Source organism: Umezakia ovalisporum Ak1311, from assembly GCF_029891685.1.
Taxonomy (GTDB): Bacteria; Cyanobacteriota; Cyanobacteriia; order Cyanobacteriales; family Nostocaceae; genus Umezakia; species Umezakia ovalisporum.
In genome coordinates, this window is the sequence record NZ_JANQDJ010000040.1 from 36,861 (window position 1) to 51,121 (window position 14,261).

Sequence of the window (14,261 nt, forward strand, 5' to 3'; positions counted from 1 at the left end):
ATGAGTCAATTAATTAACTTTTAACTACTGACGTTGAAACCGCAATGTATCAATAGACTGGGCTGTAAGAAAAATCCCCAAAAAAATGTAACTGGTAAATAAAATTAAAGCACTGGTATCAAAAATACCTTGAATCAAAGTGTTGTAATGTTTTAACAAGGAGAAATGACCCAATATTTCTCCCACTGATCCGCCGACAGTTTTAGCTATTACATCAATAAACAATAATAATAAAACTAAGGCAAAGGTTAGAACAGCAGACAAAATTGTACTGTCGGTGAGAGAGGAAATAAACATTCCTAATGATAAAATTGCTGCTGCAAGCAAGATTAAGCCAAAATGCCCGAGCAAAGGAATCATGGGGGACATGGGAGGATTTGACGCACTAATAGCCATAGACTGAAATAGGAACAATGGTATAATTAGCGTTATAAAAAATGTCAGTACGCCTAATAATTTACCTACAGCTACCGCCCAGTTTGTAACAGGTGAGGTAGCTAAAAGTTCTAAAGTGCCACGCTTGCGTTCTTCAGCATAGAGTCCCATGGATAGAATTGGCAGGATAAATAACAATAGCCAACCCATACGATCTAAAAATGCCCGGACAAATTCGTAGGGTACATCTATGGGTGGTATTGGTACACCTAGTTGTTGTCCTTGTAAATCTAATTGTGCCACGGTGGGCAAAATGCCGTCTGGCCCGAGCAAAATTGTCACCAAGAATAATCCAGCTATAAACCAAAACACAGCAGCGATGGCATAAGCTAGGGGAGAGACAAAATAACTTTGTAATTCTCGGCGATAAATGGCAATAATATTACTCAGCACTATACCCATTTATGCTGCTTCTCCTTCGGTAGTTTCTGAATCTGCAAGGGAATCTAAGTTCTTTTCGGCTGTGGTCAATTGCAAAAACACATCTTCTAGGGTAGCGCTGACACGCCGCATTTCATACAATCCAAAACCTGCATTGACTAAGGTTGTAGCAATATCTTTTCCTGGTTCAATTCCAGGTTTTGATATTACCCGGAGGGAGGCGCGGTTATCACCAGATGGGTGATGACCAGAAACGGATTCCACCAGACCTACACCAGGGAGATTTTGGAGAACTTGTTTTGCTAAATTAGTCTCTCCCTCAATTTCTAATTCATATCCTGACCCACCTGCCAACTGGGTCATCAAGTTTTCTGGTGTATTGGTTGCTACAATTTTGCCTCCGTTGATAATTGCCACTCGGCTACAGGTCATACTCACTTCTGGTAGAATATGGGTGGACAGAATAATTGTATGAGTACCGGCGAGGCTTTTAATTAAATTGCGAACTTCAATAATTTGCCGGGGGTCAAGTCCTACGGTAGGTTCATCTAAAATAATGGCTGGTGGATCATGTACAATCGCTTGAGCAATGCCGACTCTTTGGCGATATCCTTTGGAAAGTTTGCGGATAATAACCTGACGCTTGTCTTGTAAGTTGCACCGTTCAATGGCTGCTGTGACTTTATTAGCGCGATGGACTCGGGGTATTCCTTTGATTCTCGTGACAAAATGCAAAAATCCTTCTACCGTCATTTCTGGATATAATGGCGGGGTTTCTGGTAAATAGCCAATGCGTTGGCGCACCGCTAGAGAATTTTCATTCACATCAAAGCCAGCAATTCTGGCTTTACCATCAGTAGCGGGTAAATAACCTGCTAAAATACGCATGGTTGTGGTCTTACCAGCACCATTAGGCCCTAAAAAGCCCAAAATTTCCCCAGGTTCTACTCTAAAGGTAACGTCATGAATAGCTGGGGTAGAACCATAGGTTTTGCTCAAGTGTTCTACTTCAATCATCGGTCTAGTGACAGGAAAATAGAGAATACCCAACAATCTTAGATCACTTAGTGAATTATCCCCAGGTGAAGTTGCAAAACTAGGGATTACCTGTTCAGTGGCTCTGTAACCAGTAAGTACTTAAATAAATCGTCAAGTATTGCATGAGCCGATAAAATGCTGCCAAAAATCCAGTAACTAGAATCGACGGTATAAACACGCTGATTTTGAACTACATTGAGAGTCTGCCAAAGATGAGTATTTTGATATTGAGTAAATAATTTTTTAGCTCCAGGGTCTACTGCTATAAATAAAACATCAGCATCAAGTAAATCTATCCGTTCCAAGGTCAATTTTACCAAAGTATCATCAGGACTATTGATTAGTTGACGTTGATGAACTGGCATATTAATTCCTACCTCTGCCAAAATACTGCCAGGAAAAGAAAACTGAGAACGAAACTCAGGAAGCTTAACCCCACCGTGAAAACGACTCACAGAAACCTCGAGTTTATGGATTTTGTCACCCAATGCAGTGCGTAATTTTGCTAGGCGTTGTTGATATTCGTTTAATAATGCTTTAGCTGTTGTAGTTTTATTTACTATTTTAGCAATATCTAGCAAAGTTTCTTGCCATTGTTTATGTACGTAGTTCAGTTTAACTGTAGGTGCTATTTGGGAAAATAATTTATAATTTTCTGCTTCAATACCATATAAACTAATAATTAAATCGGGATTTAGTTTCAATATTGTTTCTAAGTTAAAATTATGCTCCTTTCCTATATAAACTATACCTTTCATTTCATTTTGGAGTAAATTAGCTTTACTAGCCACAAAAGCTGTATCGACTGTACCTATTGGTTTTAAACCTAACGCGATTAAAGCTTCTAAAGATACTTGTTCTGTAGCAATAATACGCTGTGGGTTATTAGGAACACAAGTTACACCTAATTGATGCTTAATTAAATGACATTGTGATTTGAATAATTTTGGTGTTGGTAAATTAGCATCTGGATAAGTATGGCAAGCAGTAAATATGCAGAACAAAAAAACTATTAGTAGAGATAATCTCAAGTAACAAAAAAGATTTTTGTTCATTATGTTAACAGATTTTTAACGCAAAATTGAGATAATAATTCATAATAATTATTTTTTATACCATGATATTAACCAATTAAATAAAGTGGTTGACTGTGGGCAAATAGTACATCTGCTAAAGTAGTAATACCAGAATAATGTGGTTTTATTAAAGTGATTTAACCTAGGTAAAATCCTCATTATTACTTGGTTTTATTATTTCAGCAGGAATTTTGTAATTGAACTATTCCAGAGGATAATTTGTACCGCTATTGGTAATATTCCCCAAAGGCGGTATATAGGTTTTGTTAATTCAATATTGGCTGTTCTGGTTAAAATTCCACGAAATGAATCTGTACGGAGCCTATGGTAGTATCTGCCATTAGGAAAGTCAATATCAAAAATCGAAGGAAATGTTTCCTAAAACCGTCAAAGGTGCGGCTGGAACAATGAAAAAGGTTTGAGACTCGTAATATTTGGTGTCAAACAAATTTTTAAAATTGACAGCAGCGCGCCAATTATTCCGCTGATAGAAAATACTCGCGTCTGTTCTCACATAAGAAGGAATTTGGATTTGATTTGGTAAAGAGCCTGCACGTTCACCAGCATAAACTAATCCTAATCCTAGTCCCAAACCTTGTAAATTACCTTGTTGGAGTTCATAGGTAGTCCACAAACTAGCACTATGATAAGGTACACCAGGTAAACGATCATTAATTAGTTCTGGGCTGTTATCTTCACTGACATAAGCATGTGTATAGGCATAAGTAGCAATTACTTTCCATCCAGGAAGAATTTCTCCTACTATATCTAGTTCAACACCTCGGCTTTTTTGCTCACCTGTTTGCACACTAAAGTCAGTATCAATTGGGTCAGGAGTTAATACGTTTTTCTTAGAAATATCAAAAAAAGCTAAAGTTGTAGAAAGCTGATTATTCAGAAAATCTTGTTTAATTCCTATTTCAAATTGTTCTGATGTTTCTGGTTTAAATGGTTCATTATTGCGGCTTCTACCAAAATATTGCGGGTTGAATGAATTTGTCCAACTGGCATAAATGGAGGTGGTGTCTGTAGGTTGATAAACTATACCTAAACGGGGAGAAAATTCCGCATCTGAATTTCTAGTGTTTAAATCTGGTTCGTCTTCGTATATGTCGTAGGAGTCTACCCAGTCAAAACGACCGCCAGCTAAGAATTTAAGATTGGGTGTAAGTTCAATTAAATTTTGTAAATAAACTGCAATATTTTCTGCACCATATTCCCCAATGTAAGTGCGACGTATATTTTCTGGTTGTGCGCCATATACTGGGTTGAAGATATTTAATTCTGCAATATTACCTTGGAAAAAATTGCTTTTGAATTGATAACTAGATAACTCTAATCCAAGTAATAAATTATGGTGAATTAAGCCTGTATTAAATTTACCGGTAATTTCATTTTGAAAAGCAAAGTTTGTTGTGTCACTTTCGGAACGACGAAATCTGCGGCGTACTGTCTGCCCATCTGCTGTAATTCCCCTAGATTGTACACCTTGAGAAGCACCGCTAACTTTCAGGATGTTAAAGGCTTGGCGGAATTTCCACTTGTTGTTGTACCCGAATTTGCTTTCTAAATTGTAGGCGAAGTTGTTGGATCTATATTCAGCATCCTGGAGATTTGGTTCATCTAAAGAGCGGGTAATGGGAAGGTCAAAAATTACTGTGCTATCAGAAGTAAAACCCCGATCAAACCCGTAGTTGTATTTCTGATATTCATAGGCAAAGGTGACATTGGTGTTTTCTGCTACTTTGACATTAACAACGGGATTAATAAATGTACTTTCATTATCTACAAAATCCCGGAAACTGTTAGCATTTTCATAAGCTACATTTAACCGATACAGTGCAGCCCTATTTTCTGTGAGTGGACCTGTGAAATCAATTGTGCCACGATAAAAATCATAGCTGCCAATTGTTCCACTAATTTGATAGAAGGGGTCTGGTAGGGGTTTTTTAGTAATTGTGTTAACTACACCACCGGGATTGCTAGCACTTCCATATAAAACAGAAGCAGGCCCTTTGAGAAATTCCACTTTTTCAATATTGGCCACATCACGGGGACTGGTAAAACCAAAATCTTTAAACCCATCACGCAGAGCTTCAAAACCTGTAGCAAAACCACGAATAAAATAACCTTGTGATGCGAGTCCACCTAAAGTTCCTTGAGGACGCACACCACTAATATTATCGGCTAGTTCGTTGAGTCTAACTACTTGACGGTCTTGAATAACTTGTTTAGGGATTACTTGTACTGATGCTGGAACATCCCCCATTGGTACATCTAATTTTGTGGCTGTTGATTCTTCGGTAACTCGATAGCTATTTTGTTCACCTGTAACTAGTAGTTCAATAGGTGCATCGGTTTCAGTGGTTGGTTTTGCTGTAGTTTCTCTAGTCGGGTTATCCTTTGATGGCTGTTGTGGGGTTTCTAGTTGGGATGTGGAAGATGTTGCAGTTGTGATGCTAAAAATTAAACCTTCATCACTGTCAAGTAGTGTGTAAGTGGGTGTTTTTGTTTCACCGATGATAGTTACCCTGATAGTGTTATTGTCTTGATTGATAACTAGGACTTCAGCAATACCTGCAACAGGTTGTTTTTGACGAAATGTATTCTCTGATGTTAAACGCAGTTGAGCGTTGGTAATATCAGCAATTAAACTATTACCAGAAATGCTGCTTGCTACTTGCAATTCTGGACTTTGCTTGGTCTCTATAATTACTTCTATACCTGTATGTATGGTATCAACCCGTACTCCATTGACCACAATTGGAGATGTCAAGGTGGATGCTTGAGATAGTAATTGTTTGACATTTCCAGAGGTACTAACTTGTTCAAACAGGGGAGAAGTTTTTAGGCTGTTCTCACTTCCCAAGGCTGGTTGTGCAGCAACTACTACCCCTGTTAACCACAAACCCATCAATAATTGCGGTTGTCTTTTCATATCTCCTCACCTAGACAAGCCTCTATAAATGCTAGAGGCTTTTATGACTATACTAAGAATATTTTTCAATAAGCTTAATCTAGAATGATGTGATTTTGAAGACCTGATTGAATCTGAAACGGACTTTTTTGAGCCTGAAACGGATTTTTTATCTAGATTTTACAGCAACTAACTGTATGTTTGCTGATAATTGCTTTATTCGACTTTCAAATTACATTAAGTTATGAAAAAAATAAAATAATTTTGTAGTCAGCAATTTGCTTCACTGTTACTCTCTCAGATTTTTCAAACATCCTCTTAGAAGTAAATCATAAGATTTAGGATTGGTGTTAAATTCCTTACGGAAAGCTGCTGCAAAACGGCTTTGATTTGCATAGCCAACAGCACGAGCTATTTCTTTGACATTCATTTCACCTGCTAACAGCAATTGGCGTGCTTTTTCCATGCGTTGTTGCTGTAAGTAGCTAAATGCAGTTGTACCAAATACTTGGCGAAAGCCTAACTTTAGTTTATAGTCGTTTAATCCTACTTTCTTGGCTAGTTCTAGTAATGAGGGTGGATTGTTTAAATTTTGAGCTAAAATTTCTTTAGCATAATAGATTCTATCAATATCATCTTGTTTTAAAGCAGTTACTTTCGCGGAAATATTTTTGCTTTTGGCTAATTGTTCCAGTTTTAATGCAATTAATTCTAAACACTTACTTTCTAAATAAATTTTTTTAGTTAAACCTGTAAAAGGACAATTAATGATTTGTTCAAGAGCTATATGCATTTCTGGAGTAATATTATCAATTTGAAAGTTTTGCTCTTGATTGGGTTCCGTGAGTTTTTTAATGATTGGCGGCGAGATGGCACTCAAGCTATTTGTAATAAAATTACTGAGTAATTCAGTGGATTCTAGATGTATATCAACTTTTAAAAGTCTTTGATGTCGGCAAAATTCAGATTTGGCGGTTTGGTGGACACCGCCACTGCAAAAAAAATTTTGTCCTGGATGAGTATTATTCCAATATCCTAACAGATGAAAACCAAATTCCAGACCTTCATTATAAATTGCTTTTGGGGCTCTTTCAATAATTAAGTTCTGATGAAAATTAGCATCAATAATTAGTAAATTAATCTCACGAAGTTCAATCCAACGTTCATATCCACTACCAAATTCTTGAGGACATAAGTTAATAATATCAGATGGATCTGATGGATCTGGGGCTTTGGTATTTTGGTTGCGTTCTCTCCACAATTCTTGGTAATGTGCCAGTGAAACAATATTCGCCATGGGCTGCCCTAAAAAACAACTAATCTCAATTAATTTACACTACTATAGATAGATTTTCTCAAATAGCTTTGTATGTAAATGTATCAAAATATAACAATGGTGTCTAGAGTTTAGTTTACATTCCCCACAGCTAGAAGCCCAGGGATTCTTGCTTCAAAGGAATTTCAATGAATTTACCTGGGCTAACGGCAAGCATCTTCGTGTAGGATTAATTTCTATGCTGTTAACCTATATTTTACTTTCCATTTTTCGCCGCTAAATTTGTTCTGCATCCCAATGCAAAGGGATATCTTCACTATGTCCAACCAACGCAAAATTCAAAGTATATATACTGACGGTGCTTGCACTGGTAACCCTGGCCCTGGGGGTTGGGGTGTCGTAGCTTTCTTCAGTGATGGTGAGATCCACGAAATGGGTGGTGCTGTCAGCCATACCACCAATAATAAAATGGAAATGGAAGCTGCGATCGCGGCTTTAAAATTCTTCCATGCATCTGCACAAGCGGAATCTATCACTCTCTATACCGATAGCGAATACCTGATTAACTGCGTGACTAAGTGGTTACCAGGATGGAAAAAAAGGAGTTGGAAAAAAGCCGATGGTAAACCTGTCCAGAACCAGGAACTTTTAGAAATTCTGGATCAACTCAATACAGGAAAAATAAATTGGCAGCATGTCCGGGGACATTCTGGTAACATAGGTAACGAGCGTTGTGATGTGATTGCTCGCTCCTTTGCTAGCGGTCAAGTCCCATGTCTACAAGAGTTATGCTTTATTGATTCCTACAAATCTTTACATTCTTCTGGTGAGGCCAATGTAGAAAACATAGCTGATTATGAATGTAACTCTACAATACTCAACGAAAGTACAGAATATAACAGTACTTTTATATCAGATGTAAACGTTATGGAACCATCCACCGCACCATCTGCGGCCGCAAATGAAGAAACCCAGTCTACAACAAGGGTCAAACAACTCAGCAACTTGCTGGAGACTCTGCGGATAGCTGAGGAAATTTCGGAAAAAGGCTACTTGATCACTAGTTCTGAATTAGCAGACTTGATGGATGTCCACGCCAGCGCTGTTACCAGTAGGGGAGACCAATGGCGCTGGCGGAACTGGATTGTGTCAAGGGTCAGACGGGAAGGAAATCAAATTCTCTGGGAATTGGAAAGAGGGGATCGCTTAGAAACTGAAGACGAGTCGTAATTCGTAGTTCGTAATTAACAAAAGAGTCAAGGTGGAAAACTCATGACTCAGCACTCGCCATTCAGTTATACTTTCTTCCTCGCCATTCCCGTGGGGTGTGAAATGCTGATAAGAAGATTCGCAGTACAGCTATGGGGTCAGCCAAAGGAGAGAACCAAAATAACCAGCCACCTTGAGCATTTTTGCGGTGGTAAGAAGGTGCGATGGCTAGTAGCATAGCAAAACGAATTACTAACAGAAATACATTCAGCCATAATAAGAGGGAATGGGAGGAAATTAAAAAGCAAGCTGGGACGACTAATACAGGTAAACCTTGAACTGCAAAGAGTAACCATAAATCGCTCCACAGTTGAGCAGATGAGGATGCATCTTTCAAGTCGAGACTGCGCCCCCATTCTTTCCAAGTTTCTTTTGCTCCCTCATACATCCGCACCTTGAGGACTTTTGCGCCGTCTAAAAAGCCCACTTTAAAGCCTTGAGATGCAATATATCGGGCTAAAGTGACATCATCACAAAAAGAATTACTAGCACTGGTATAACCACCCACTGCGGCTAAAACAGAACGGCGACACAAAAAGCATTGCCCATTTGCCATGACTCGTTCTGGTTGTTCGGTTGCGATTCCGGCCGGATCGAATCGGTAAAGCAGAGTCATTAATAATGCTGGTTGCAGCCAGCATTCACCGGGATACTTAAGAATAAACTGAGGTGATAGAGAAACCAAATCGTATCCTTGTGCTTCTGCGGTTTTGACCAAGCTAGCAACTAAACCTGGATCTGGTTGGGTATCAGCATCCATACCCAGAAACCACTTGCTGGCTTCAGAACTATGCAAAAAGCCGTTATGCAAAGCCCAAGGGCGACCTACCCAATGATCCGGTAAGGGGTCATCTGTGATTAGACGAAAACGAGGATCTTGCTGCTGTGCGGTTTTCACTAAGTCTGGGGTACCATCCTGGGAATTACTATCTACTACAATAATTTCCCGGACTTCGTAACTTTGCCGACTCAAGCCTGATAACAAAGGACTAACGCGCAGAGCTTCGTTTAAGGTGGGAACAACTACGCTGACGGTACCCAAAAGATCAGGAGTTGGCTGTTGGGGTTGAATGGGGGGATGCCTTCTTGGCCCCTTTACCAGGCGGGAAAGTAAAATCGCGGTTGCTGGTATTTGGATAAGTAGCAATAGAAAAGTTGTGACGCTTTCTACTGTTAAAGCGTTTTCCACAGTAAAAATGTTTTGCAATGGGAATGGTAATTACACAAAAAATTGGCCAGGGGACATAGAGTATCATTTCTCTTCCTGGTCTTCCTGTCCCCTAATTTTATTTCAAGGCAACTTTAATATTTGCCACTGAAACATCATTGATTGTTGATTCTGCTTCAACTTGAGCAGATAGGGCTGACCCTTTTGACCAAAGTGCTAGAGAAGGAGCTACACCTAAGAGGAAACCTAATATTACAGGAATAGAGAATCCTGCGGCCAAGCTCATGACTGTAGCAAAGGCAAAGTTAGCTAAATACACTACTAAGGGTACATTGAGTTGCCATCGCTCAAATTTGATGGGGTTATTTTTCCATAGCAAAGCAGCTACAGTCATAAAGACTGCACCAGTACCCAACCAACCAGCAAAGTTTTGATAGGGCATTCCAAAGAAAGGTCCTGGTTGTTGCCAATACCAGAAGGGCAGAGAAGTTTGGCTCATAGCAGGGTCTAGTACAAAATCCCAAGAAGTCAAAAGTAGAGAACCCAGGACAATGGCACACAGATGTCGCCACCAGCTGGGTTTTGTGTCCACTTGTAAACCAGCACGTGCGAGTAAATAAGAAACGCATCCCACATAAAACCATGACAGGGGAATTGTGAATGGCACTAAACCAGCAATTTTGTAGCCTAAGCCGCTGAGATAGCTGTAGTGACCGAAGGGAAATCCTGTACTGGTTCCTAGTAATTCACTGATTAAAGAGATACATATTGCAGGTAGCATAAATCCCAAAATTCTACCCAAACCCAAAGTGCGCAAGCCATACAAAAATACAGCTGCTGTTCCCAAGATCATATAGACTACACCACCCCCTGACATACTCCACTGCATGGCGGTTTGTCCAATTTCAGATAAATGGAAGATTACCTCGGCATTGGGTACAACCAGCAGTATACCCACTAATCCAAACACCATTGACACGATATGACCAATGAGGCATACGCGCTCGGCGATTACAAGTTGTTTCATAATGATTCCTTAACAAGATATGACGTTTGGCTAATCGGCTGTTAATAGTTTACAAATGTTTACGCAAATATTTAACTAGTTCGTGCCATCATTCTGGTGCAAGTGGTTGGGTTGTCTTGACCAGAGGATAACAGCCTATTGATTTCATCTGGGAAAAATAGGATGATAAACCTATAGTCTAAGCCATTGCAGCCAAAATCTATCAAAAGAAATACAGGTTTTTTTTAGTTAGCCTTTGTAATTTCATGTATGGGCTTGCTGTTGGCGGAGGGCTGCGTTAGCCCGGGTAAATTCATTGGAATCCCTTTGAAACAAGAATCCCCATAGCTAAAAGCCGGGGGGATTGTCAGATCCAATACTTGTTCAATCAAGCTTCACCTGCTAGTGATTAAACCAACTCATGGTCAAAACACTTCCTTGGACTTCTGTGGTGCTATTACTGTTTAGCTACAGTACATTGGGTTGGGCATTATCGGAAGTACAAGCTTCTTGGTATGTGTGGTTAACTTGCATGTTTGGTATTTTGCTGTTAGTGGCTAGCTTAACTGTTCCTTGGTCGGCTATAGCCAAATATTCGAGTTCATTGGTGGGATCAAACTTGCGGACTTTTGCTGCTACTACTTTTGGCGCATTATTGTTTTTTTTAATGCTGGCTTGGTTCCGAAGATTTCTTGATAGTTTGCTGATTATTTCTGCTGGGATATTGGCAAGAATTGACTTTCAAACTGCTGGGTTTAAACAAGAACAAGTTTTTCTAATTATTTTTATATTTTCTTTAGGTGGTTTAGCCTTGGGGAAAGCACTGCACGTGGTACTTTATCATTACTTTTAGTTTTTCAACTATCCAAAGATTTGGTTAAAATTGCCGTGTTTTTGGGTTTGAGTCCGGGTTTAGATTTAAAAATCGCTCCTCAACAGTTAACCAAGAAGCTTGATAACCATCATCCCAAGGTGCCAAACAAATATAATTTGATATATCACTAAATCTTCATGGGTTTTAATTTTTCTTGGTTCTTCTTCCTTGTCCACTTTCCTTCGTTATCTAAGGTGGGGGTTACCCACCCGACTAATGTTCTAGTGGATTTAAACAGTTGCTGCTTCAACTGGTGCAGCCACTGGATAAACACTGACTTTTTTGCGATTTTTGCCTTTTCTCTCAAAGGCAACTAAACCGTCAATTAAGGCAAACAAAGTGTCGTCGCTCCCAATCCCAACATTGTTGCCAGGGTGAAATTTGGTACCGCGCTGACGGACGAGAATATTTCCCGCTAACACAGTTTGACCACCGTAGCGCTTTACACCCAGGCGTTGAGCATTAGAATCGCGACCGTTACGAGTACTACCTGTTCCTTTTTTATGAGCCATAATTACCTCTTGTGTTATTTGTATTTATTGTTCAGCAACAGCTTCTGGGGGGGAAGTTTCAATGACAGGAGGTTCAGCCGTTACACCTTCTGCAGCGGTAAACACTGTACCATTTAAAGTAATGGAATCAATCATGAGTCTGGTGATTTCCTGGCGATGGCCCCGTTTTTTGCGGGTTTTCTTTTTCGGCTTCATTTTATATACCAGGACTTTGCGACCTCTAAGATTGCGTACCACTGTTCCTTCTACAGTAGCCCCTGCTACTAACGGCCTTCCAATGGTGACTTCGCCGTGGTGCTGTACTAGTAATACTGAATTTATTGTAACTTTTTCTTCGGCTTCGATATGGAGTAATTCAATATCGTAAAAACGACCTGGCTCAACTTTTAGTTGCTTACCGCCAGTTTCAATAATTGCGTAGGTCATGGAATTGTCCTTGAAGTTGCCGTACAGGTAGCTGGCTTTAAAGGCGATTTATCTGGTTTTGATTAATCGCTGTTGCTAGCTTTTGTGTGATATGTCTACCTGATCCGAGCAGGAATTAGACAGACAAATTCTGATTGTATTTTATTAGATGCCGTTAAGTCAAGTTAAAAGTATATTTTGGGATTTTGCGGAATCTTGATAATTGGCAATGTAGTTACTAAGTGCACAGATACACAGACATAAAGAACAGCACAAATAAATCTGAGTAACGCATATGGTTGCTCAGATTTTCTCTTGTTTCTTGATGATGCCATCCCTGGGAATAAATTTACCTATGGAGCAAATCAAAGAAACCGTAGATACTAATTAAAAGTAATAATAGTGCTGTGAACTGGGTGATTCTTGTTTGAGGGGAAGGGGCCATGGCTTCCCGTACTAATATGGAGGCTGAGGCTCCCACTACGAGGCTCAAACCCAATATTAAATAAGGTATGTCTGGTAAAATAGTGGCTATAACTAACATTGCGATGGCTAGGGTGAGCATTAATAACTCTACAAACCGGGGTGGGTTGTATTGGCTAGCTAAAATAAAGTTGTTTAACCAAAAGTTCCACAATCTCATATTCAGCGTTGAGTGCTTCTTAGTTGAGTGGTGAGTGTTGAGTTATGAAGTAGCTTTTCACAACTCAACACTTAAAGCTTTTAATTTCTCGCCCCTAACTTTTGACCCACACCATTTTTTTTGGTCGCATCATCTTCTGGTGGTTCCATACCAAAGACCCGGGCAAAAGCTTTTTGTACTTTGTAGCCAGAATCAATGGATTCTAAAGGATCTTTCCGCAATCTATGACGCAGACATAAAGTAATTACACGTTTAATATCATCAACAGTGACTTGCCTACGACCTTCAAATGCAGTTAATGCTTTGGCGGCGCGGTTGCTAACAATATCACCACGTAGACCATCTACATCTAGTTCTGAGCAAATTTCCGAAACTTTTACTCGCTGGTCGTATTCAATTGTCACTTCTGGCAACAATTTTTGAGCATTAACAATTTTTTGTTGCAATGCTTCTTGTTGAGATTTGTATTTCTCTAGAAATGCAGCGGGATTTTGGTCAAATTCTGCTCTTTGTTCCACAATTTGCACCCGCAAAGGTGGTTCTTTAACAGTGTGGATTTCTGCGTGCATTCCAAAGCGGTCTAGTAGTTGGGGACGCAGTTCACCTTCTTCTGGGTTACCAGAACCTACAAGTACGAAACGTGCTGGGTGACGAATGGAAATACCTTCCCGTTCTACAGTGTTCCACCCACTGGCTGCGGAGTCCAGCAGCACGTCTACTAAGTGGTCGTCTAGCAAATTGACTTCATCCACATAAAGAATGCCTCGGTTAGCCTTGGCCAGCAATCCTGGCTCAAAGGCTTTGACACCTTCGGATAAAGCCTTCTCAATGTCGATGGTACCGCAAACACGGTCTTCCGTGGCTCCCAATGGTAGGTCTACCATTTGAACTTTTTTGTGAGCTACAGGAATTTCCGCCCCTTGTGCTAACATTTGGCGGACTTCATCGCTCATCACATCGGGGTCTTTGGGATCGCTGTTGAAGGGGTCATCGGCAACCACAGGAATTTCTGGTAGTAAATCAGCCAGGGCTCGGATAGTGGTGGATTTGCCGGTGCCGCGATCGCCCATAATCATTACACCACCGATTTTGGGATCAATCACGTTCAACAGCAGCGCCAGTTTCATTTCTTCCTGTCCCACAATGGCTGTAAATGGAAATACCACGCGACGCGCACTTGACGTGGATTGAGCAGTTGGAGTCACTAAATTACCTTAACCATATTTTTCTGATTACAATTCCTTATTGTGCCACAGTTAGG

At 39.9% G+C, this 14,261-nt stretch carries 13 protein-coding genes; 2 read left to right on the forward strand and 11 right to left on the reverse strand.

From position 1 onward, the window contains the following. Positions 1-24: 24 nt before the first annotated feature. From NWP25_RS05815 to NWP25_RS05835, 5 genes are all read right to left on the reverse strand, one after another. Positions 25-837 (reverse strand): ABC transporter permease, encoded by an 813-nt coding sequence (locus tag NWP25_RS05815; protein WP_280650664.1) that lies wholly within the window; start codon positions 835-837, stop codon positions 25-27. Next, entirely contained in the window at positions 838-1,833 is a 996-nt protein-coding gene (locus NWP25_RS05820; protein ID WP_280650665.1) for an ABC transporter ATP-binding protein, read from the reverse strand. It lies immediately after the preceding gene. An 86-nt stretch (positions 1,834-1,919) separates the two neighbouring features. Further along, positions 1,920-2,909, reverse strand: a complete 990-nt coding sequence (locus NWP25_RS05825; protein ID WP_280650666.1) for an iron-siderophore ABC transporter substrate-binding protein — start codon at positions 2,907-2,909, stop codon at positions 1,920-1,922. Positions 2,910-3,285: 376 nt separating this feature from the next. Beyond that, positions 3,286-5,868 carry a TonB-dependent siderophore receptor gene (locus tag NWP25_RS05830; protein ID WP_280699011.1) on the reverse strand — a complete coding sequence of 861 codons (2,583 nt, stop codon included), beginning with the start codon at positions 5,866-5,868 and terminating at the stop codon, positions 3,286-3,288. A 268-nt stretch (positions 5,869-6,136) separates the two neighbouring features. Beyond that, positions 6,137-7,144, reverse strand: coding sequence for a helix-turn-helix transcriptional regulator (locus tag NWP25_RS05835; protein WP_280699013.1), 1,008 nt, complete (start codon positions 7,142-7,144; stop codon positions 6,137-6,139). A gap of 297 nt (positions 7,145-7,441) precedes the next feature. Here NWP25_RS05835 and rnhA point away from each other — a divergent pair, with 297 nt between their 5' ends. Then, positions 7,442-8,353: a ribonuclease HI gene (gene rnhA / locus NWP25_RS05840; RefSeq protein WP_280650669.1), complete on the forward strand. Its 912-nt coding sequence runs from the start codon at positions 7,442-7,444 to the stop codon at positions 8,351-8,353. Positions 8,354-8,414: 61 nt separating this feature from the next. Here rnhA and cruG read toward each other — a convergent pair whose 3' ends face one another. Both cruG and cruF read right to left on the reverse strand, forming a co-directional pair. Continuing rightward, positions 8,415-9,581 (reverse strand): 2'-O-glycosyltransferase CruG, encoded by a 1,167-nt coding sequence (cruG, locus tag NWP25_RS05845; protein WP_280650670.1) that lies wholly within the window; start codon positions 9,579-9,581, stop codon positions 8,415-8,417. A 97-nt stretch (positions 9,582-9,678) separates the two neighbouring features. After that, complete coding sequence (cruF, locus tag NWP25_RS05850) at positions 9,679-10,587, reverse strand: gamma-carotene 1'-hydroxylase CruF (RefSeq protein WP_280650671.1); 909 nt, start codon at positions 10,585-10,587, stop codon at positions 9,679-9,681. Positions 10,588-10,987: 400 nt separating this feature from the next. On the opposite strand from cruF, the gene NWP25_RS05855 reads away from it, so the two are divergent. Next, complete coding sequence (locus NWP25_RS05855) at positions 10,988-11,419, forward strand: hypothetical protein (protein ID WP_280650672.1); 432 nt, start codon at positions 10,988-10,990, stop codon at positions 11,417-11,419. A 251-nt stretch (positions 11,420-11,670) separates the two neighbouring features. Here the strand turns inward: NWP25_RS05855 and rpmA are convergent, their stop codons facing one another. The 4 genes from rpmA to bchI all read right to left on the reverse strand — a co-directional run bounded on the left by rpmA (position 11,671) and on the right by bchI (position 14,205). Then, positions 11,671-11,952, reverse strand: coding sequence for a 50S ribosomal protein L27 (gene rpmA, locus NWP25_RS05860; RefSeq protein ID WP_280650673.1), 282 nt, complete (start codon positions 11,950-11,952; stop codon positions 11,671-11,673). Between the two features lie 24 nt (positions 11,953-11,976). Beyond that, a complete protein-coding gene (gene rplU / locus NWP25_RS05865) occupies positions 11,977-12,378 on the reverse strand; it encodes a 50S ribosomal protein L21 (protein WP_280650674.1) in 402 nt (133 codons plus the stop codon). 328 nt (positions 12,379-12,706) lie between these two features. Further along, a complete protein-coding gene (locus NWP25_RS05870) occupies positions 12,707-13,000 on the reverse strand; it encodes a hypothetical protein (protein WP_280699014.1) in 294 nt (97 codons plus the stop codon). 80 nt (positions 13,001-13,080) lie between these two features. After that, a complete protein-coding gene (gene bchI, locus NWP25_RS05875; RefSeq protein WP_280650676.1) occupies positions 13,081-14,205 on the reverse strand; it encodes a magnesium chelatase ATPase subunit I in 1,125 nt (374 codons plus the stop codon). Between the last annotated feature and the right edge of the window lie 56 nt (positions 14,206-14,261).